Below are 20,987 nucleotides of genomic sequence, written 5' to 3' on the forward strand. Positions count from 1 at the left end.
TCTGACTCGGGGCGGCGCTTCTGGCTGCCGCCCGGATGACTGGATGCTTGGCACTACAGATGGGGATGCCCCGACCGCTTTCAAGGGCATTCCCGGCAATTCACTTCACTCGGCTTTGCTCACCACCACCATCGCCGGGCGCAGCAAGCGACCATTGAGCAGATAGCCTTTCTGAAACACCTTGAGCACGCTGCCCGGCTCGACGCCGGCACTGGCTTCCATGGCCATGGCCTGGTGCTGCTCGGGGTTGAACGGCTCGCCGTGCGGGTCGAGCGCCTCGACCTGGTAGCGCTTGAGGGTGTCGTGGAACGCCTTGAGGGTCAGCTCCATGCCTTCGCGCATCGGCCGGATCGTCTCGTCGGCCGGATCGGACAGCTCGAGGCCGCGCTCCAGGCTGTCGACCACCATCAGCAGGTCGGCGGCGAATTTTTCCAGGGCGAACTTGTGCGCCTTCTCCACGTCCTGTTCGGCGCGGCGACGCACGTTGTGCAGCTCGGCAGCCGCACGCAGGGCCTGATCCCGGGCTTCCGCCAGCTGCTCCTCGAGCACCTGCACGCGCTGCGCCAGATCGTCGCCGGCGGCGGCTTCTGCCGCACCCGGCACCTCGGCCTCGGGGTTCTGCGGATCAAGCTTGTGTTCGTCAGCCATGGATATCTCCTTGAAAACAGGGGGCGGGCAGCAAGGCCCTCGATTCAGCCGCCTATATGGGGGCGCGTGCGCCAGCTTCAAGGGGGGATTGCCGACGCCGGATGGACTACTGTATAAATTCACACATACTGTACAAATACACAGACCACCAAACCGCGAGGGCCACGCCATGCTCGTGCACCTGTCGATCCGCAACTACGCCATCGTCGAGCAGCTCGATCTCGAGCTGTGCGCCGGCATGAGCGTCATCACCGGCGAAACCGGCGCCGGCAAGTCGATCATGCTCGACGCCCTCGGCCTGGCCCTCGGTGATCGCGCCGACAACGGCGTGGTGCGTCCCGGCGCCGACAAGGCCGACATCCTCGCCAGCTTCGACCTCGGAGAGATTCCCGAGGCCCAGCAGTGGCTGGCCGAGCGCGACCTGGACGGCGACGGCCCGTGCATCCTGCGCCGGGTAATCACCCGCGAGGGGCGCTCGCGCGCCTACATCAACGGCACCCCCTGCCCGCTCGGCGACCTGAAGAGCCTCGGCGAGCGGCTGATCGACATCCACAGCCAGCACGAACACCAGTCGCTGCTCAAGCCCGACACCCACCGCCGCCTGCTCGACGCCTATGCCGGCGCCAGCGAGCTGGCCCGCCAGGTGCAGCTCGCCGCGCAGCGCTGGCGGCAGACCCGCAGCGAACTGCAGCGCCTGGCGCAGAACGGCGACGAGCAGCGCGCCCGCCAGCAGCTGCTCAGCTACCAGCTCGAGGAGCTGGACAATCTCGCCCTCGGCGCCAGCGAGCTGGACGAGCTGGAACAGCAGCACAAGACCCTGAGCAACGCCGGCGCCCTGCTCGACGCCTGCCGCCAGGTGCTCGAACTGTGCAGCGAGAGCGACAGCGGCAACGTGCTCGCCGCCTTGGCCAGTAGCATCCATCGCCTGGGCGGCGGCAGCGGCCAGCCGGCCGCCCTCGACGAGGCCGTCGGTCTGCTGAGCAGCGCGCAGATCCAGGTCGAGGAGGCGGTGAGCGGCCTCAACCGCTTCATCGACCATTTCGAGGCCGACCCGCAGCGCCAGCAACAGATCGAGGAGCGCCTGGACAGCATCTACAGCCTGGCGCGCAAGCACCGCATCCAGCCGGGCGAGCTGGGCGCCCTGCAGGAGCAGCTGCGCCACGAGCTGCAGGCGCTGCACGCCGACGACAGTGCCGTCGAGCGCCTGGGCGAGGAGCTGGAGGCCTACGCCCGCCACTATCACGACAAGGCCGACGAGCTGACCCAGCTGCGCCGCGCTGCCGCCGCGCGCCTGGCCGCTGCGGTGGAGACCGAGATGCAGCGCCTGGGCATGCCCGGCGGGCGCTTCGCCATCGCCCTGCAGCCGGTCGCCGGCGAGGAGCCGCAACCCCAGGGTCAGGAGCTGATTGAATTCCAGGTCAGCGCCAACCCCGGGCAGCCGCTCAAGGGCCTGGCCAGGGTCGCCTCCGGCGGCGAGCTGTCACGCATCAGCCTGGCGATCCAGGTGATCACCGCACAGACCTCGCGCATCCCCACCCTGGTGTTCGACGAGGTCGACGTCGGCATCGGCGGCCCCACCGCCGAGGTGGTCGGCCAGCTGCTGCGCAGCCTCGGCGAGCGTGGCCAGGTGATCACCGTCACCCACCTGCCGCAGGTCGCTGCCCAGGGCCACCAGCACCTGTTCGTGCACAAGCAGCGCGACAGCGACGAGACGCGCACCGCGGTGGCCCGCCTCAGTCACGGCCAGCGCGTCGAGGAGGTCGCCCGCATGCTCGGCGGCCTCGACCTCACCGAGGTCTCCCTCGCGCATGCCCGGCAGATGATCGGCGGCGCCCCGGCCTGAGTCCAACCCGAAGCGCGCACCACGAAAAAAGGCGACCTTGCGGTCGCCTTTTTTTCATGCTCGGCAGTAGCGTCAGGCCTTCGGGCGCACGTAGAGCACCAGGTTGTGGTCGACCAGCTCGAAGCCGTGCTGGGCGGCAATCTCGCGCTGCAGCTTCTCGATCTGCGGATCGATGAACTCGATCACCTCGCCGCTATCGACATTGATCATGTGATCGTGGTGTGCGCCATCGGACAACTCGAAGACCGCATGACCGCCATCGAAATTGTGCCGCTCCACCAGACCGGCCGCCTCGAACTGGGTCAGTACCCGGTACACGGTGGCCAGGCCGACATCCTCGCCGGCCTCCATCAGCGCCTTGTAGACATCCTCGGCGCTCATGTGCCGCTGCTCGGCGGAATCCAGCATCTGCAGAATCTTCACCCGGGGCAACGTCACCTTCAGCCCGACTTTGCGCAATTCGTTGTTTTCAACCATGTTCAGCTTTCTCGTGGGGGAGCGCTTCGCAGCCTCCCTCAATGCGGGTATGATCCCGGGTCTGTTGCCTGCCAAGATAGTGGAAGAGACCCACCGATGCAAAAAGCCAAGCTCATGCTGACCGGCCTCACCTTTCTGGGACTCGTAGCACTCGCCGGCTGTTCGTTTCCGGGGGTCTACAAGATCGATATCCAGCAGGGCAACGTGGTTACTCAGGACATGATAGACCAGTTGCGCCCCGGAATGACCCGACGCCAGGTGCGGTTTATCATGGGCAACCCGCTGATCACCGACACCTTCCACGCCAATCGCTGGGATTACCTGTACAGCCTGCAGCCCGGCGGCGGTGCCCGCCAGCAGGAGCGCATCAGCCTGGTGTTCGACGGCAACGACCAGCTGGTCGGCCTGTCCGGCGACTTCGTCCCCGGCCAGAGCCGCGACGAAGCCATCCGCGGCAGCAGCGCCGCCACCGAGTTGGAAGAAGCCAGCCCCGAGGCGAGCGCTCCCGCGGAACAGGAAGCCATCACCCCGCCGCCGGTCGTCGCGGAGCCCGCACCCGCCCCCGGCTCGCTGCTGGAACAGATCCAGCAGGAAGTCGACGAGGCCGAAACCGCCCCGGTACCGGAGCCGGAATCGCTGCAACTCGAGTCCGAACAGGCCGAGTAAGCAGCCGCCGCCCACGAAAAAGCCCGAGCATCGACTCGGGCTTTTTCATTTCAGCTGCTCAGCTGCGCCATGGTGCAGCGGCAGGCCGCAGCCGCACCTACTCCTCGCCGTCCGCCTTGGCCTTGGCGACCTTGGCCGCACGCTGCTTGCGCGCCTCCTTGGGGTCGGCGATCAGCGGCCGGTAGATCTCCACCCGCTCGCCCTCCTCCAGCACCCGCTCCTCGGGCTTGGCCACCGCCTTGCCGAAGATGCCCATCGGCGCCGTGGCCAGGTCCAGACCGGGGAACAGCGCGGCGATACCCGAGCGCTCGGCGGCCTCGCGCATGCTGGTGCCATAGGGCACGCTCAGGCGCAGCAGTTTCTGCTTGTCGGCGAGGGCGTAGACCACCTCGACGGCAATGGTGTCCGGCTTATCCATACAGCTGCTTGGCTCTCTGGCAGAAGGCGTCGACCATGGTGGTCGCCGCCTGGTTGAACAACGGCCCGAGGGTCGCCTTGACCAGCGCGCCGGAATACTCGAAGGACAGGTCGAGAGTGATCTTGCAGGCACTCTCGCTGAGCGCCTGGAAACTCCACACGCCATGCAGGGAGCGGAACGGCCCCTGCTCCAGCTGCATCTCGATCGACTCGCCCGGCACCAGGGTATTGCAGGTGGTGAACTGCTGGCTGATCCCCGCCTTGCCGACCTTGAGGGTCGCGCGCATCCGCGCCGGGCTGCTCTCCAGCACCTCGGCGGCCGAACACCAGGGCAGGAACTGCGGGTAGCTGGCCACATCGTTGACCAGGTCGTACAGCGCCTGCGCCGGATACGGCAACAGGGCCGAGCGTTGAATTCGCGTGCTCATGCAGGAGGCTCGCCGGAAAATGTCCGCACATTGTCCGAAATTCGCCGCAGCCGCTCAAGCACCACACCGGCCACCGACACGCATGGCGCGGCGCAGGGCAAATCCCTATAATGCGCAGCCTATGGCTAAACAGAAAAAACATCCCGCCGGAACCATCGCGCTGAACAAGAAGGCGCTGCACGATTACTACATCGAGCAGCGTCTCGAGGCCGGCATCGCCCTGGCCGGCTGGGAAATCAAGAGTCTGCGCTCTGGCAAGGGCCAGCTCACCGACAGCTACGTGCTGCTCAAGGATGGCGAGGCCTGGCTGCTCGGCAGCCACATCACCCCGCTGAACGCCGCCAGCACCCACGTCATCGCCGACCCGACGCGCACGCGCAAGCTGCTGCTGCACGCCAAAGAGCTGGACAAGCTGCACAGCGCGGTCCAGCAGAAGGGCTTCGCCTGCGTGGCCCTGGCCCTGTACTGGAAGAAGCACCTGGTCAAGTGCGAGATCGCCCTGGGCAAGGGCAAGAAGGAATACGACAAGCGCGCCGTGGAGAAGGAGCGCGACTCCAACCGCGAGATCCAGCGCGCCGTGCGCAGCAAGGGCAAGGACGAGTAAGGCGCTTCGCCCACCCGCCCAGCGCGGCGCCCGCTCCCGGCGCCGCCCGCTTCCGCCTACCCCTCCTGCACGCTCTGCCGCCGCCGTGAACGCGCCTCGCGGCGCACCTCCTGCTGCACCTCGGACAACACCTCCTGCACGTAGTGAATGTGCCGGTTGGAAATCGCCCGCGCCTCCTCGGCCCGCCCCGCGACGATCGCCTCGAACAGCTCCTGATGCTGGCGCATCAGCATGTCGCGGGTTTCCGTACGCTGCGCGTACATGCCGCCGATATTGGTCACCACGTTGCGCTTGAGCAGGTCGAACAACCCCTTGATGGTGTGCAGCAGCACCGCGTTGTGGCTGGCCTCGGCAATCGCCAGATGGAAGCGCGCATCGGCCAGCCCCTCCTCGGCGCCGCCGCCCGGCACCGACGCCGCATAGCAGCGCTGCAGCTCCTCGAACGCCTCGCGCAGGCGCGTGTGATCGACCGGCGTGGCACGCTGCGCGGCATAGAAGGCACAGGCGCCTTCCAGGGTATGGCGGAACTCGAGCAGGTCGCGCTGCGCCTCGACGCTGTTTTCCAGCAGGTGCAGCAGCGGATCGCTGAAGGTCGAGCCCAGCGTCTCGGCGACGAAGGTGCCGCCGCCCTGGCGGCTGACCAGCAGGCCACGCGCCGCCAGCTTCTGGATCGCCTCGCGCAGCGAGGGGCGCGACACGCCGAACTGCTCGGCCAGCACGCGCTCGGCCGGCAGACGCTCGCCGGCCTTGAGCGAGCCCTCGAGGATCATCGCCTCGAGGCGCTCGACGATGTCATCCGACAGACGGCGCTGTCGCACCGGACCGAATCCCATTGCTCGTTTCTCCACTGGTTTGACCACTGCAGCCCTTGCCCGGGCGCGTGACCGGCAAGACTAACGCCGCGACCAAGAAGCTTACAGCGCGGCACCTCCCGACCAAAGTCGTAGGAGCATGGATTGACAGCTCCACGGCCGACTTTTACCCTGACCGGCGCCGATTGTAAATTGGTATTACCAATTAACACCAACAAATCCAATAACCGGCCGACGAGGTCCTGCCATGCCCGCTCCGCTTAGCTGCCACACCTGCCACCCCCCTCTTGCCTGCTCGCGCGTCGCGCGCCACTGATCCGAGGTCATCGTCATGCAACCCGGCATTCTCGCGCTACTCGCGTTTTCCCCGATCCTGCTCGCCGCCATCCTGCTGGTCGGCCTGCGCTGGCCCGCCAGGCGCGCCATGCCCCTGGTCTACCTGCTCACCGCCGGCATCGGCCTGTACGTCTGGGAGATGAGCCTCAATCGTATCCTCGCCTCCACCCTGCAGGGCCTGATCATCACCCTCGGCGTGCTGTGGATCATCTTCGGCGCCATCCTGCTGCTCAACACTCTCAAGCACTCCGGCGGCATCACCGCGATCCGCGCCGGCTTCGCCGTGATCAGTCCCGACCGGCGCATCCAGGCGATCATCATCGCCTGGCTGTTCGGCTGCTTCATCGAGGGCGCCTCCGGCTTCGGCACCCCGGCCGCCATCGCCGCCCCGCTGCTGGTCGCCATCGGCTTCCCGGCGCTGGCCGCGGTGATGCTCGGCATGATGGTGCAGAGCACCCCGGTATCCTTCGGCGCGGTCGGCACGCCGATCATCATCGGCGTCAACAGCGGCCTGGACACCGCCAGCCTCGGCGCCCGCCTGGTCGAGCAGGGTTCCAACTGGGAAGTCTTCCTGCAGCTGATCACCAGCAACGTGGCGATCATCCACGCCATCGTCGGCACCGTGATGCCGCTGTTCATGGTGTTGATGCTGACGCGCTTCTTCGGCAAGGAGAAAAGCTGGAAGGCCGGCTTCGAGGTGCTGCCGTTCGCGCTGTTCGCCGGCCTGGCCTTCACCCTGCCCTACGCCGCCACCGGCGTGTTCCTCGGCCCCGAGTTCCCCTCGCTGGCCGGCGGACTGATTGGTCTGGCCATTGTCACCACCGCCGCCCGCTTCGGCTTCCTGATGCCCAAGAACACCTGGGACTTCGCCGATGCCAAGGACTGGCCGAGCGAGTGGCTGGGCAGCGTGGAAATGAAGCTCGACCAGCTGACCGCCAAGCCGATGGGCACCCTGCGCGCCTGGCTGCCCTACGTGCTGGTCGGCCTGCTGCTGGTGATCAGCCGGGTGTTCCCGGAAGTCAGCACCGCGCTGAAATCGGTGGTGCTGGTGTTCCCCGACCTGCTCGGCGAGACCGGCATCAAGGCCGACTTCATGCCGCTGTACCTGCCGGGCGGCATCCTGGTCGCCGTGGTTATCGCCACCTTCTTCCTGCACGGCATGAAGCTGCGTGATCTGGGCACCGCGGTCGGCGAGTCGAGCAAGGTGCTGCTCGGCGCCGGCTTCGTGCTGCTGTTCACCGTGCCGATGGTGCGCATCCTGATCAACTCCGGGGTCAATACCAGCGACCTGCCGAGCATGCCGATCGCCATGGCGCAGTGGGTGGCCGACAGCGTCGGCAGCATCTACCCACTGCTGGCGCCCAGCGTCGGCGCCCTCGGCGCCTTCATCGCCGGCTCCAACACGGTCAGCAACATGATGCTCAGCCAGTTCCAGTTCGGCGTGGCCGAGAGCCTGGGCATCTCCGGTGCGCTGATCGTCGCCGTGCAGGCCATCGGCGCCGCCGCCGGTAACATGGTGGCGATCCACAACGTGGTGGCCGCCTCCGCCACCGTCGGTCTGCTCGGCCGCGAGGGCACCACCCTGCGCAAGACCGTGTGGCCGACCTTCTACTACATCCTGTTCACCGGCCTGATCGCCCTGTTCGCGATCCACGTCCTCGGCGTCAGCGACCCGCTGGTAGCCGGTTAAGTCAAAGCCCGACCTCGCCCCGGCCCGCCCGGGGCGAGGTCCTCGCGAACCCATCGGGAGCCGTCGCATGATCATCTCCGCCTCTACCGACTACCGCGCCGCCGCCCAGCGCCGCCTGCCGCCCTTCCTGTTCCACTACATCGACGGCGGCGCCTATGCCGAACACACCCTCAAGCGCAACGTCGCGGACCTGGCCGACATCGCCCTGCGCCAGCGGGTGCTGCGCGACATGTCCGAGCTGAATCTCGGCACCGAGCTGTTCGGCGAGCAGTTAGCCCTGCCGGTGGCGCTGGCCCCGGTCGGCCTGACCGGCATGTACGCGCGGCGCGGCGAGGTGCAGGCCGCCCGGGCGGCAGCCGCCAAGGGCATTCCCTTCACCCTCTCCACCGTGTCGGTCTGCCCGATCGAGGAAGTCGCACCAGCCATCGACCGGCCGATGTGGTTCCAGCTCTACGTGCTCAAGGACCGCGGCTTCATGAAGAACGCCCTGGAGCGCGCCAAGGCCGCCGGGGTCACCACCCTGGTGTTCACCGTCGACATGCCGGTGCCCGGCGCCCGCTACCGCGATGCCCACTCCGGGATGAGCGGCCCCAATGCCGCGATGCGCCGCTACCTGCAGGCGGTCACCCACCCGCGCTGGGCGCTGGATGTCGGCCTGCTCGGCAAGCCCCATGACCTGGGCAACATCTCCACCTACCGCGGCAACCCCACCGGTCTCGAGGACTACATCGGCTGGCTGGGCAACAACTTCGACCCGTCGATCTCCTGGAAGGACCTGCAGTGGATCCGCGACTTCTGGGACGGCCCGATGGTGATCAAGGGCATCCTCGATCCGGATGACGCCCGCGACGCGGTGAAATTCGGCGCCGACGGCATCGTCGTCTCCAACCACGGCGGCCGCCAGCTCGACGGCGTGCTGTCCAGCGCCCGCGCCCTGCCGGCGATCGCCGACGCGGTGAAGGGCGAACTGAAGATCCTCGTCGACTCCGGCATCCGCACCGGCCTCGACGTGGTGCGCATGCTCGCCCTCGGCGCCGACGCGGTGATGCTCGGCCGCGCCTTCGTCTACGCCCTGGCCGCCGACGGCGAGGCCGGGGTGAGCAACCTGCTGGAGCTGATCGAGAAGGAAATGCGCGTGGCCATGACCCTGACCGGCGCCAAATCGATCGCCGAGATCAGCCGCGACTCGCTGGTCCGCGAACTGGGCGCCTGACGCCACAGCCACCACTGCAGGAGCCAGCCAGCGGGCTCCCGCAAGAACCGTGATTGCCGGAGTTGCCCATGAGCCTGCCCGCCGCCTTCCTCGCCGCCGTCGAATGCCTGATCCCCCGCGAGCGGCGCTTCGACGACCCGCTGTCCACCCTGGCCTTCGGCACCGACGCCAGCTTCTACCGGCTGATCCCCCAACTGGTGCTGCGTGTCGAGTCCGAGCGCGAGGTGGTCGAGCTGCTCAAACTGGCCCACGCCCAGCAGGTCGCGGTGACCTTCCGCGCCGCCGGCACCAGCCTGTCCGGCCAGGCGATCAGCGACTCGGTGCTGATCGTCCTCGGCGACCACTGGAACGGCCGCGAGATCCGCGCCAATGGCGCGCAGATCCGCCTGCAGCCGGGGGTGATCGGCGCCAACGCCAACACCGTGCTGGCGCCCTTCCAGCGCAAGATCGGCCCGGACCCGGCATCGATCAACGCGGCGAAGATCGGCGGCATCGTCGCCAACAATTCCAGCGGCATGTGCTGCGGCACCGCGCAGAACAGCTACCAGACCCTCGCCGGCCTGCGCCTGGTGCTGGCCGACGGCACGGTGGTCGACAGCGAGGATGCGGCCAGCGTGCGCGCCTTCCGCCAGAGTCACGGCGCGCTGCTCGCCGAACTGGCCGAACTGGGCCGGCAGACCCGCGCCAACACCGCGCTGGCCGACAAGATCCGCCACAAGTACCGGCTGAAGAACACCACCGGCTTCTCGCTCAACGCGCTGGTCGACTTCGACGAGCCGCTGGACATCCTCAACCACCTGATGGTCGGCTCCGAGGGCACCCTGGGCTTCATCAGCGCGGTGACCTACGACACCGTGCCCGACTACCCGCACAAAGCCAGCGCGCTGATCGTGTTCCCCGACGTGGAGAACTGCTGCCGCGCGGTGCCGCTGCTCAAGCAGCAGCCGGTGTCCGCGGTGGAGCTGCTCGATCGCCGCAGCCTGCGCTCGGTGCAGGACATGCAGGGCATGCCGGGCTGGGTGAAGGAGCTGTCGAATGGCGCCTGCGCCCTGCTGATCGAGTCGCGCGCCGCCAGCCAGAGCCTGCTGCACGAGCAGATCGGCCGGATCATGGCGTCCATCGCCCACTTCCCGGTGGAGAAGCAGGTCGACTTCAGCGAGGACCCGGCGGTCTACAACCAGCTGTGGAAGATCCGCAAGGACACCTTCCCGGCCGTCGGCGCGGTGCGCCAGACCGGCACCACGGTGATCATCGAGGACGTCACCTTCCCGGTCGAGCAGCTCGCCGAGGGCGTCAACCGCCTGCTCGAGCTGCTCGACCGGCACCACTACGACGAGGCGATCATCTTCGGCCATGCCCTGGAGGGCAACCTGCACTTCGTGTTCACCCAGGGCTTCGACGATCCGGCCCAGGTGGCACGCTACGAGGCGTTCATGAGCGAGGTGGCGCAGCTGGTGGCGGTGGAGTTCGGCGGCGCGCTGAAGGCCGAGCACGGCACCGGGCGCAACATGGCGCCGTTCGTCGAGCTGGAGTGGGGCGCCGAGGCCTACGCGCTGATGTGGCAGATCAAGCGCCTGCTCGACCCGCGCGGCATCCTCAACCCCGACGTGGTGCTCTCCGAGGATCCGCAGATCCACCTGAAGAACCTCAAGCCGCTGCCGGCCGCCGACGAGATCGTCGACAAGTGCATCGAGTGCGGCTTCTGCGAGCCGGTGTGCCCGTCCAACGGCCTGACCCTGACCCCGCGCCAGCGCATCGTCATCTGGCGCGACATCCAGGCGAAGAAACGCGCCGGCATCGACACCACGGAGCTGGAGCGCGCCTACCACTACCACGGCCTCGACACCTGCGCCGCCACCGGCCTGTGCGCGCAGCGCTGCCCGGTGGGCATCAACACCGGCGACCTGGTGCGCAAGCTGCGCGCCGAAGGCGCCGGACACCCCGGCACCGCGAGCTGGCTGGCCGAGCACTTCGCGAGCGCGCTCAAGGGCACCCGCCTGACCCTGGCCGCCGCCGACAGCGCGCGCCGCCTGCTCGGTGCGCCGCGCCTGGCCGCGCTGAGCGCCGGTCTGCGCCGCCTGTCCGGCGAACGCCTGCCACAGTGGAGCGCGGTGATGCCGCAGCCGGTGCGCCTGCAGTTGCCGAGCGCACCGCAACCGAACGACAAGCCGCGGGTGGTGTATCTCGCCGCCTGCGTGTCGCGCGCCATGGGCCCGGCGTTCGCCGACGCCGAGCAGCTGCCGCTGCTCGACAAGACCCACGCCCTGCTGGAAAAGGCCGGCTATCAGGTGGTGTTCCCGGACGAGCTGGACAACCTGTGCTGCGGCCAGCCGTTCGCCTCCAAGGGCTACCCCGAGCAGGCCGAGGCCAAGCGCCGCGAGCTGCTCGATGCGCTGGTCAAGGCCAGCCGCGGCGGCCTCGACCCGATCTACTGCGACACCAGCCCGTGCACCCTGCGCCTGCTACAGGATCTGCAGGATGAACGGCTGAAGATCTACGACCCGGTGAAGTTCATCCGCGAACACCTGCTCGAGCGCCTGCAGTTCACCCCGCAGGCCGCGCCGGTGGCGGTGCACGTCACCTGCAGCACCCAGCATCTGGGCGAGGCGCAGGGGCTGATCGACATCGTGCAACGCTGCACGCAGACCGTGGTCATACCGGAAGGCATCCACTGCTGCGGCTTCGCCGGCGACAAGGGCTTCAACGTTCCGGAGCTCAACGCCCACGCGCTGCGTTCGCTGCAGGACGCCGTGCAGCAGTGCGGCGAGGGTATCTCCACCAGCCGCACCTGCGAGATCGGCCTGTCGCAGCACGGCGGCATCGACTACCACGGCCTGGTCTATCTGGTGGATCGGGTCACCACCGCGAAAACCCGCTGAGCAAGCTGCATGCCAGCCAGCAACGAGGCGCCGCCGCGTTGCCCCCATCAAGGTCGTGCTACGGCACATTCGACCCCGCCTCGGCGGGGTCTTTTTTGTCCACAGGAAACCGCAAACCCGCGACCTCAAGCGGTTTCCGGGCTGCGGGATTGTTCCCTGTGACGAAAAAGATAATCCCAACGGACAAATTTACTTACGCAGCGCACAAGCATAGAATTGCGTCACTTTGTTTCAGGCCGCGACAAAGTGACGCAACTACAGGGCGTCACCCCCGAACAACAGCAGCCTGAACACGCACCTCCCGCTTTCGGAGAGTTTCCGGCATGACCGAATCAAGCGCCCTGCTTGCCCACAACTGGAGTTTCGCCGTCTTCCTGCTCGGCGTCTTCGGTCTGATCGCCTTCATGCTCGGCGTCTCCAGCCTGCTCGGCAGCCGCGCCTGGGGGCGCAGCAAGAACGAGCCGTTCGAGGCCGGCGTGGTGCCCACCGGCAGCGCGCGCCTGCGCCTCTCCGCCAAGTTCTATCTGGTCGCGATGCTCTTCGTGATCTTCGACGTCGAAGCCCTGTTTCTCTTTGCCTGGGCCGTCTCGGTGCGCGAAAGCGGCTGGGCGGGCCTCATCGAAGCTACCGTATTCATAGCAATTCTGTTGGCGGGTCTTGTCTACCTTTGGCGTATCGGCGCGCTCGACTGGGCGCCCGAAGCACGCCGCAAGCGGCAGGCGAAGCTGAAACAATGAGGCTTTGGCAATGCGATATGAACTTACCCGGATCGATCCGGATGCGGTCAATGACCAGTATCCGATCGGCCAGCGGGAGACCGTTTCCGATCCCCTGCTAGCGGACGAGATCCACAAGAACATCTTCATGGGCAAGCTGGAGGACGTCCTGCACAAGGCCGTCAACTGGGGGCGCAAGAACTCCCTGTGGCCGTACAACTTCGGCCTGTCCTGCTGCTACGTGGAGATGACCACCGCGTTCACCGCGCCCCATGACATCGCCCGCTTCGGCGCCGAGGTGATCCGCGCCTCGCCGCGTCAGGCCGACTTCATGGTGGTGGCCGGCACCTGCTTCGTGAAGATGGCGCCGGTCATCCAGCGTCTCTACGAGCAGATGCTGGAGCCCAAGTGGGTGATTTCCATGGGTGCATGCGCCAACTCCGGCGGCATGTACGACATCTACTCGGTCGTCCAGGGGGTGGACAAGTTCCTTCCCGTCGACGTCTACGTTCCCGGCTGCCCGCCCCGTCCCGAGGCGTTCCTGCAGGCATTGATGCTGCTGCAGGACTCCATCGGCGAGGAGCGGCGTCCGTTGTCCTGGGTGGTTGGCGACCAGGGCGTCTATCGCCCCGACATGCCGGCACAGCGCGACGTACGCCGTGAACAGCGCATCCAGGTGACCAACCTGCGCAGCCCCGACGAAGTGTGAGCCCCTGCCCGCCACACGCGGGCGCGCCCATCCGTTGACCGAGCGATCGAGACCATGACTGCAGACACCGCTCTGGCCATCCCGCCGTACCAGGCCGATGACCAGGATATCGTCGTTGAACTCCAGGCGCGCTTTGGCGCCGACACCTTCACCCTCCAGCCCACCCGTACCGGCATGCCGGTGCTGTGGGTGCCGCGCGCGCGCCTGATCGAAGTGCTGAGCTTCCTGCGCCAGGTCAGCAAGCCCTACGTGATGCTCTACGACCTGCACGGCGTCGACGAGCGCCTGCGCACCCAGCGCCGCGGCCTGCCGGCCGCCGACTTCAGCGTGTTCTACCACCTGCTGTCGATCGAGCGGAACAGCGACGTGATGATCAAGGTCGCCCTGCGCGAAGGCGATCTCAACGTGCCGACCGCCACCGCCATCTGGCCCAACGCCAACTGGTACGAGCGCGAGGTCTGGGATCTCTACGGCATCACCTTCAGCGGCCACCCGCACCTGAGCCGCCTGCTGATGCCGTCGACCTGGCAGGGCCACCCGCTGCGCAAGGACTATCCGGCGCGCGCCACTGAGTTCGACCCGTTCAGCCTGTCCGCCGCCAAGCAGGACCTGGAACAGGAAGCCCTGCGCTTCAAGCCCGAGGACTGGGGCATGAAGCGCGGCGGCGCGCACGAGGACTACATGTTCCTCAACCTCGGCCCCAACCACCCGTCCGCGCACGGCGCCTTCCGCATCATCCTGCAGCTGGACGGCGAGGAGATCGTCGACTGTGTGCCGGAGATCGGCTATCACCACCGCGGCGCCGAGAAGATGGCCGAGCGGCAGAGCTGGCACAGCTTCATCCCCTACACCGACCGCATCGACTACCTCGGCGGGGTGATGAACAACCTGCCCTACGTGCTGGCGGTCGAGAAGCTGGCCGGCATCACCGTTCCCGACCGCGTCGACTTCATCCGCGTGATGCTCGCCGAGTTCTTCCGCATCACCAGCCACCTGCTGTTCCTCGGCACCTACATCCAGGACGTTGGCGCCATGACGCCGGTGTTCTTCACCTTCACCGACCGCCAGCGCGCCTACCAGGTGATCGAGGCGATCACCGGCTTCCGCCTGCACCCGGCCTGGTACCGCATCGGCGGCGTCGCCCACGACCTGCCGCGCGGCTGGGACCGCCTGGTCAAGGAATTCGTCGACTGGCTGCCCAAGCGCCTCGACGAGTACGAGAAGGCCGCGCTGAAGAACAGCATCCTGATCGGCCGCACCAAGGGCGTCGCCCAGTACAACACCAAGGAAGCGCTGGAGTGGGGCGTCACCGGCGCCGGCCTGCGCGCCACCGGTCTCGACTTCGACCTGCGCAAGGCCCGGCCGTATTCGGGCTACCAGAACTTCGAGTTCGAGGTGCCGCTGGCGCACAGCGGCGACGCCTACGACCGCTGCCTGGTGCGCGTCGAGGAGATGCGCCAGAGCATCCGCATCATCGACCAGTGCCTGCGCAACATGCCGGAAGGCCCGTACAAGGCCGACCACCCGCTGACCACGCCGCCGCCCAAGGAGCGCACCCTGCAGCACATCGAGACCCTGATCACCCACTTCCTGCAGGTGTCCTGGGGCCCGGTGATGCCGGCCAACGAGAGCTTCCAGATGATCGAGGCGACCAAGGGCATCAACAGCTACTACCTGACCAGCGACGGCAGCACCATGAGCTACCGCACGCGGATCCGCACCCCCAGCTTCGCCCACCTGCAGCAGATCCCCGCGGTGATCCGCGGCAGCATGGTGCCGGACCTGATCGCCTATCTGGGCAGTATCGACTTCGTGATGGCTGACGTGGACCGCTGACAATGAACCAGGCCTCTATTTCTTCGCAAAACCTGATCCACACCGACCGTTTCGCCCTCAGCGAAACCGAACGCGCGGCCATCGAACATGAGATGCACCACTACGAGGACCCGCGCGCGGCGTCCATCGAGGCGCTGAAGATCGTCCAGAAGCAGCGCGGCTGGGTACCGGACGGCGCCATCCACGCGATTGCCGAGGTGCTGGGCATCCCGGCCAGCGACGTCGAGGGCGTGGCCACCTTCTACAGCCAGATCTTCCGCCAGCCGGTCGGTCGCCACATCATCCGCGTCTGCGACAGCATGACCTGCTTCATCGGCGGCCACGAAAGCGTATTGGGCGCCATCCAGCAGCAGCTGGGCATCGCCCCCGGGCAGACCACCGCCGACAACCGCTTCACCCTGCTGCCGGTGTGCTGCCTGGGCAACTGCGACAAGGCCCCGGCGCTGATGATCGACGACGATACCTTCGGCAATGTCAGCGCCGCCTCCGTCGGCCAACTGCTGGAGACCTACGCATGAAGACGCTCACCTCCGTAGGTCCGGCCAACCGCATCGCCCGCACGCCGGAAACCCACCCGCTGACCTGGCGCCTGCGCGACGACGCCCAGCCGGTGTGGCTCGACGAGTACCAGCGCAAGGACGGCTACAGCGCCGCGCGCAAGGCGCTCAGGGAGATGGCCGAGGCCGACATCGTCAACCAGGTCAAGGAGTCCGGGCTCAAGGGCCGCGGCGGCGCCGGCTTCCCCACCGGGGTGAAGTGGAGCCTGATGCCGGCCGACGAGTCGCTGAAGACCCGCTACCTGCTGTGCAACGCGGACGAGATGGAGCCCAACACCTGGAAGGACCGCATGCTGATGGAGCAGCAGCCGCACCTGCTGATCGAAGGCATGCTGATCAGCGCGCGCGCGCTCAAGGCCTATCGCGGCTACATCTTCCTGCGCGGCGAGTACGTCGACGCCGCCGCCAATCTCAACCGCGCCATCAAGGAAGCCAAGGCCGCCGGCCTGCTCGGCAGGAATATCCTCGGCTCGGGCTTCGACTTCGAGCTGTTCGTGCACACCGGCGCCGGGCGCTACATCTGCGGCGAGGAAACCGCGCTGATCAACTCGCTGGAAGGCCGCCGCGCCAACCCGCGCGCCAAGCCGCCGTTCCCCGCCGCGGTCGGCGTGTGGGGCAAGCCGACCTGCGTCAACAACGTCGAGTCGCTGTGCAACGTGCCGGCGATCATCGGCAACGGCGTCAAGTGGTACCACTCCCTGGCCAGGGCGGGCAGCTCGGATCACGGCACCAAGCTGATGGGCTTCTCCGGCAAGGTGAACAACCCCGGCCTGTGGGAACTGCCGTTCGGCATCAGCGCCGCCGAGCTGTTCGAGGACTACGCCGGCGGCATGCGCGATGGCTACCGGCTGAAGTGCTGGCAGCCCGGCGGCGCCGGCACCGGCTTCCTGCTCCCCGAGCACCTGTCGGCGCCGATGCACAGCGCCGGCATCGCCCACGTCGGCACCCGCATGGGCACCGGCCTGGCCCTGGCCATCGACCACACCGTCAACATGGTCTCGCTGCTGCGCAACATGGAAGAGTTCTTCGCCCGCGAATCCTGCGGCTGGTGCACGCCGTGCCGCGACGGCCTGCCGTGGAGCGTGAAGACCCTGCGCGCGCTGGAACGCGGCCAGGGCACCGCGGAGGACATCGGCATCCTGCTGGGGCTGGTCGACTTCCTCGGCCCTGGCAAGACCTTCTGCGCCCACGCACCGGGCGCGGTGGAGCCGCTGGGCAGCGCGATCAAGTACTTCCGCAGCGAGTTCGAGGCCGGCGTGGCGCCAGACAGTGCGCCGCGCAGCGACGCGGTACAGACGGCCGGCGCCTGAGGCGCCGGCACCAGCGGATGCAAGCCGGCAGGCGGGACGTTGCGCACGGCGCATTCCCCCGCTCCCGGCGCGGCGCGCCCCGCAGGCGCGCGGCAGCAGAGAATTCCATTAGCCAGTCCGCGCGAGCGGGCAAAGAAGAAACCTGAACCATGGCCACTATCCACGTAGACGGCAAGTCGTTCGAAGTCGATGGCGCAGACAACCTGTTGCAGGCCTGTCTGTCCCTCGGCCTCGACATTCCCTACTTCTGCTGGCACCCGGCGCTGGGCAGCGTCGGCGCCTGCCGCCAGTGCGCGGTGAAGCAGTACAACGACGAGAACGACACCCGCGGGCGCATCGTCATGTCCTGCATGACGCCCGCCAGCGACAAGTCCTGGATCTCCATCGACGACGAGGAAGCCAAGCGTTTTCGCGAAAGCGTCGTCGAATGGCTGATGACCAACCACCCGCACGACTGCCCGGTGTGCGAGGAAGGCGGCCACTGTCACCTGCAGGACATGACGGTGATGACCGGCCACAACAAGCGCCGCTACCGCTTCACCAAGCGCACCCACCAGAACCAGGACCTCGGCCCGTTCATCGCCCACGAGATGAACCGCTGCATCGCCTGCTACCGCTGCGTGCGCTACTACAAGGACTATGCCGGCGGCGAGGATCTGGGCGTCTACGGCGCCCACGACAACGTCTACTTCGGCCGCGTCGAGGACGGCGTGCTGGAGAGCGAGTTCTCCGGCAACCTGGTCGAGGTCTGCCCGACCGGCGTGTTCACCGACAAGACCCACTCCGAGCGCTACAACCGCAAGTGGGACATGCAGTTCGCGCCGAGCATCTGTCAGCAGTGCAGCGTCGGCTGCAATACCAGCCCCGGCGAGCGCTACGGCGAGATCCGCCGCATCGAGAACCGCTTCAACGGCTCGGTGAACCACTACTTCCTCTGCGACCGCGGCCGCTTCGGCTACGGCTACGTCAACCGCGAGGACCGTCCGCGCCAGCCCCTGCTCGGTAGCGCCAAGCTCGGCATCGACGCCGCGCTGGACCAGGCCGCCGCCCTGCTCGAGGGCCGCAAGGTGATCGGCATCGGCTCGCCGCGCGCCAGCCTGGAAAGCAACTTCGCCCTGCGCGAGCTGGTCGGTGCCGGCAACTTCTACAGCGGCATCGCCGCCAGCGAACTGGAAAACCTGCGCCTGATCCGCGAGCTGCTGGACAACGGCCCGCTGCCGACCCCGTCGCTGCGCGAGCTCGAGGACTTCGACGCGGTGTTCGTGCTCGGCGAGGACCTCACCCAGACCGCGCCGCGCATCGCCCTGGCCCTGCGCCAGGCGACCAAGGGCAAGGCCAGCGAGATCGCCGCCGCGGCGAAGATCCCCGAGTGGCACCAGCTGGCGGTGCAGAACGTCGCCCAGAAGGCGCTCAATCCGCTGTTCATCGCCAGCGTCACCGCCACCCGTCTGGACGACGCCGCCGAGGAGTGCGTGCGCGCCGCCCCGGACGACCTGGCCCGCCTCGGCTTCGCCGTGGCGCATGCCATCGACCCGAGTGCCCCGGCCGTGGCCGGCTTGGATGCCGAGGCCGCGGCGCTGGCCGAGCGCATCGCCGCCGCGCTGCTGGCCGGCCAGCGTCCGCTGATCGTCGCCGGCGCCTCGCTGGGCTCCCAGGCGCTGCTCGAGGCCGCCGGCAACATCGCCAAGGCGCTCAAGCAGCGCGAGAAGCACGCCGGCCTCAGCCTGGTCGTCAATGAGGCCAACAGCCTGGGCCTCGCCCTGCTGGGTGGCGAATCGGTGGACGCCGCGCTGGACGCCCTGACCAGCGGCCAGGCCGACGCCGTGGTGGTGCTGGAAAACGACCTGTACCGCCGCGCCGACTCGGCCAAGGTCGACGCCGCGCTCAACGCCGCCCAGGCGCTGATCGTCGCCGACCATCAGCACACCGCCACCAGCGCCCGCGCCGACCTGGTGCTGCCGGCCGCCAGCTTCGCCGAAGGCGACGGCACCCTGGTCAGCCAGGAAGGCCGCGCCCAGCGCTTCTTCCAGGTGTTCGACGCCAGCTACTACGACGCCGACATTCTGGTGCGCGAGGGCTGGCGCTGGCTGCACGCGCTGCACAGCACCGTGCAGGGCCGACCCGTCGACTGGACCCAGCTCGATCAGGTCACCGCGGCCTGCGCCGCCGTGCAGCCGCAGCTGGCCGGCATCAAGGACGCCGCGCCGACCGCCGCCTTCCGCATCAAGGGCCTCAAGCTGGCCCGCGAGCCGCACCGCTACAGCGGCCGCACCTCGATGCGCGCCAACCTCGACGTGCACGAGCCGCGCCAGCCGCAGGACCCGGACAGCCCGTTCGCCTTCTCCATGGAAGGCTACGCCGGCAGCGCCGAGGCCCGCCAGCAGATCCCCTTCGCCTGGTCGCCGGGCTGGAACTCGCCGCAGGCCTGGAACAAGTTCCAGGACGAGGTCGGCGGCCACCTGCGCGCCGGCGATCCGGGCGTGCGCCTGTTCGACGCCCCGGCCAACCGTGTCGAGTGGTTCGCCGCGCCGGCCGCCCCGCTCAGCGCCGCCGGCCGCTGGCAGGTGGTCGCCCTGCACCACCTGTTCGGCAGCGACGAGACCTCCTCGCGCGCCGCGCCGGTGCAGCAGCGCATCCCGGCCGCCTACGCCGCCCTCGGCGGCGACGCCGCCGTGCGCCTGAACCTCAAGGACGGCGCCCTGCTCAGCCTGAAGGTCTCCGGCCGCGAGCTGCGCCTGCCGCTGCGGGTGATCGACGAGCTGGCCGACGGCCTGCTCGGCCTGCCCGCCGGCTTCGACGGCATCCCGCCGCTGGCCGGCAACCTGTTCGCCGAAGCCCTGCAGGAGGTGGCGCAATGAGCTGGCTCACACCGGAAGTGATCGCCGTCATCGTCGGCGTGCTCAAGGCCATCGTCATCCTCCTCGCCGTGGTGGTCTGCGGCGCCCTGCTCAGCTTCGTCGAGCGCCGCCTGCTCGCCCTCTGGCAGGACCGCTACGGTCCCAACCGGGTCGGCCCGTTCGGCATGTTCCAGATCGCCGCCGACATGCTGAAGATGTTCTTCAAGGAGGACTGGACCCCGCCGTTCGCCGACAAGCTGATCTTCACCCTGGCGCCGATCGTGGCCATGAGTGCGCTGCTGATCGCCTTCGCGGTGATCCCGATCACCGCGACCTGGGGTGTCGCCGACCTCAACATCGGCCTGCTGTTCTTCTTCGCCATGGCCGGCCTGACCGTCTACGCGGTGCTGTTCGCCGGCTGGTCGAGCAACAACAAGTTCGCCCTGCTCGGCGCCCTGCGCGCCTCGGCGCAGACGCTGTCCTACGAGGTGTTCCTCGGCCTGTCGCTGATGGGCATCGTCGCCCAGGTCGGCTCGTTCAACATGCGCGACATCGTCGACTACCAGGCGCAGAACCTGTGGTTCATCATTCCGCAGTTCCTCGGCTTCTGCACCTTCTTCATCGCCGGCGTGGCGGTGACCCACCGCCACCCGTTCGACCAGCCGGAGGCCGAGCAGGAACTGGCCGACGGCTACCACATCGAGTACGCGGGGATGAAGTGGGGCATGTTCTTCGTCGGCGAGTACATCGGCATCGTGCTGGTGTCGGCGCTGCTGGTGACCCTGTTCTTCGGCGGCTGGCACGGCCCGTTCGGCATCCTGCCGCAGCTGTCGTTCCTCTGGTTCGCCCTGAAGACCTGCTTCTTCATCATGCTGTTCATCCTGCTGCGTGCCTCCATCCCGCGCCCGCGCTATGACCAGATGATGTCCTTCGGCTGGAAGTTCTGCCTGCCGCTGACCCTGCTCAACCTGCTGGTGACCGGCGCCCTGGTGCTGGCCGCCCAGTAAGG

Annotated in this window: 18 protein-coding genes; 13 read left to right on the plus strand and 5 right to left on the minus strand. The window is 67.8% G+C overall.

Annotation, left to right across the window (positions count from 1 at the left end; translation table 11 throughout):
* Positions 1-105: 105 nt before the first annotated feature.
* Positions 106-648, minus strand: a complete 543-nt coding sequence (gene grpE, locus BM297_RS06280; RefSeq protein WP_092429405.1) for a nucleotide exchange factor GrpE — start codon at positions 646-648, stop codon at positions 106-108.
* 169 nt (positions 649-817) lie between these two features.
* Between grpE and recN the strand changes: the two genes are divergently transcribed.
* Positions 818-2,491, plus strand: a complete 1,674-nt coding sequence (recN, locus tag BM297_RS06285) for a DNA repair protein RecN (protein WP_092429407.1) — start codon at positions 818-820, stop codon at positions 2,489-2,491.
* A 72-nt stretch (positions 2,492-2,563) separates the two neighbouring features.
* On the opposite strand, the gene fur is transcribed toward recN, so the two are convergent.
* Positions 2,564-2,968: a ferric iron uptake transcriptional regulator gene (gene fur / locus BM297_RS06290; RefSeq protein WP_092429409.1), complete on the minus strand. Its 405-nt coding sequence runs from the start codon at positions 2,966-2,968 to the stop codon at positions 2,564-2,566.
* Between the two features lie 96 nt (positions 2,969-3,064).
* On the opposite strand from fur, the gene BM297_RS06295 reads away from it, so the two are divergent.
* Entirely contained in the window at positions 3,065-3,634 is a 570-nt protein-coding gene (locus BM297_RS06295; RefSeq protein ID WP_092429411.1) for an outer membrane protein assembly factor BamE, read from the plus strand.
* Positions 3,635-3,731: 97 nt separating this feature from the next.
* On the opposite strand, the gene BM297_RS06300 is transcribed toward BM297_RS06295, so the two are convergent.
* Both BM297_RS06300 and BM297_RS06305 read right to left on the minus strand, forming a co-directional pair.
* Positions 3,732-4,052, minus strand: coding sequence for an RnfH family protein (locus tag BM297_RS06300; protein ID WP_092429413.1), 321 nt, complete (start codon positions 4,050-4,052; stop codon positions 3,732-3,734).
* The gene (locus tag BM297_RS06305) at positions 4,045-4,479 is read right to left on the minus strand and encodes a type II toxin-antitoxin system RatA family toxin (RefSeq protein ID WP_092429415.1); all 435 of its coding nucleotides are present in this window, start codon (positions 4,477-4,479) and stop codon (positions 4,045-4,047) included. The genes BM297_RS06300 and BM297_RS06305 overlap by 8 nt, the downstream gene beginning before the upstream one ends.
* Positions 4,480-4,600: 121 nt before the next feature.
* Here BM297_RS06305 and smpB point away from each other — a divergent pair, with 121 nt between their 5' ends.
* Complete coding sequence (smpB, locus tag BM297_RS06310) at positions 4,601-5,083, plus strand: SsrA-binding protein SmpB (RefSeq protein ID WP_092429417.1); 483 nt, start codon at positions 4,601-4,603, stop codon at positions 5,081-5,083.
* 56 nt (positions 5,084-5,139) lie between these two features.
* Here smpB and BM297_RS06315 read toward each other — a convergent pair whose 3' ends face one another.
* Complete coding sequence (locus tag BM297_RS06315) at positions 5,140-5,916, minus strand: GntR family transcriptional regulator (protein ID WP_092429419.1); 777 nt, start codon at positions 5,914-5,916, stop codon at positions 5,140-5,142.
* Between the two features lie 310 nt (positions 5,917-6,226).
* On the opposite strand from BM297_RS06315, the gene BM297_RS06320 reads away from it, so the two are divergent.
* The 10 genes from BM297_RS06320 (at position 6,227) to nuoH (ending at position 20,985) form a co-directional block, all read left to right on the plus strand.
* Positions 6,227-7,921, plus strand: coding sequence for an L-lactate permease (locus tag BM297_RS06320; protein WP_092429421.1), 1,695 nt, complete (start codon positions 6,227-6,229; stop codon positions 7,919-7,921).
* Positions 7,922-7,988: 67 nt separating this feature from the next.
* Positions 7,989-9,134 (plus strand): FMN-dependent L-lactate dehydrogenase LldD, encoded by a 1,146-nt coding sequence (lldD, locus tag BM297_RS06325; RefSeq protein ID WP_092429423.1) that lies wholly within the window; start codon positions 7,989-7,991, stop codon positions 9,132-9,134.
* A 68-nt stretch (positions 9,135-9,202) separates the two neighbouring features.
* Entirely contained in the window at positions 9,203-12,013 is a 2,811-nt protein-coding gene (locus BM297_RS06330) for an FAD-binding and (Fe-S)-binding domain-containing protein (RefSeq protein ID WP_092429425.1), read from the plus strand.
* A gap of 323 nt (positions 12,014-12,336) precedes the next feature.
* Positions 12,337-12,750, plus strand: coding sequence for an NADH-quinone oxidoreductase subunit A (locus tag BM297_RS06335; RefSeq protein WP_092429427.1), 414 nt, complete (start codon positions 12,337-12,339; stop codon positions 12,748-12,750).
* Positions 12,751-12,760: 10 nt separating this feature from the next.
* Positions 12,761-13,438 carry a NuoB/complex I 20 kDa subunit family protein gene (locus tag BM297_RS06340; RefSeq protein ID WP_092429429.1) on the plus strand — a complete coding sequence of 226 codons (678 nt, stop codon included), beginning with the start codon at positions 12,761-12,763 and terminating at the stop codon, positions 13,436-13,438.
* 54 nt (positions 13,439-13,492) lie between these two features.
* Positions 13,493-15,274 (plus strand): NADH-quinone oxidoreductase subunit C/D, encoded by a 1,782-nt coding sequence (gene nuoC / locus BM297_RS06345; protein WP_092429431.1) that lies wholly within the window; start codon positions 13,493-13,495, stop codon positions 15,272-15,274.
* A gap of 17 nt (positions 15,275-15,291) precedes the next feature.
* Positions 15,292-15,792 carry an NADH-quinone oxidoreductase subunit NuoE gene (gene nuoE, locus BM297_RS06350; RefSeq protein ID WP_092429863.1) on the plus strand — a complete coding sequence of 167 codons (501 nt, stop codon included), beginning with the start codon at positions 15,292-15,294 and terminating at the stop codon, positions 15,790-15,792.
* On the plus strand, positions 15,789-17,141 hold the full coding sequence (gene nuoF, locus BM297_RS06355; protein WP_092429433.1) for an NADH-quinone oxidoreductase subunit NuoF: 1,353 nt from the start codon (positions 15,789-15,791) through the stop codon (positions 17,139-17,141). Before nuoE ends, nuoF begins: the two co-directional genes overlap by 4 nt.
* A 149-nt stretch (positions 17,142-17,290) precedes the next feature.
* Positions 17,291-19,999 carry an NADH-quinone oxidoreductase subunit NuoG gene (gene nuoG, locus BM297_RS06360; protein WP_092429435.1) on the plus strand — a complete coding sequence of 903 codons (2,709 nt, stop codon included), beginning with the start codon at positions 17,291-17,293 and terminating at the stop codon, positions 19,997-19,999.
* On the plus strand, positions 19,996-20,985 hold the full coding sequence (nuoH, locus tag BM297_RS06365; RefSeq protein ID WP_092429437.1) for an NADH-quinone oxidoreductase subunit NuoH: 990 nt from the start codon (positions 19,996-19,998) through the stop codon (positions 20,983-20,985). The genes nuoG and nuoH overlap by 4 nt, the downstream gene beginning before the upstream one ends.
* The last annotated feature ends 2 nt before the right edge of the window (positions 20,986-20,987 follow it).

Source organism: Geopseudomonas sagittaria (genome assembly GCF_900115715.1).
GTDB classification, from domain to species: Bacteria; Pseudomonadota; Gammaproteobacteria; order Pseudomonadales; family Pseudomonadaceae; genus Geopseudomonas; species Geopseudomonas sagittaria.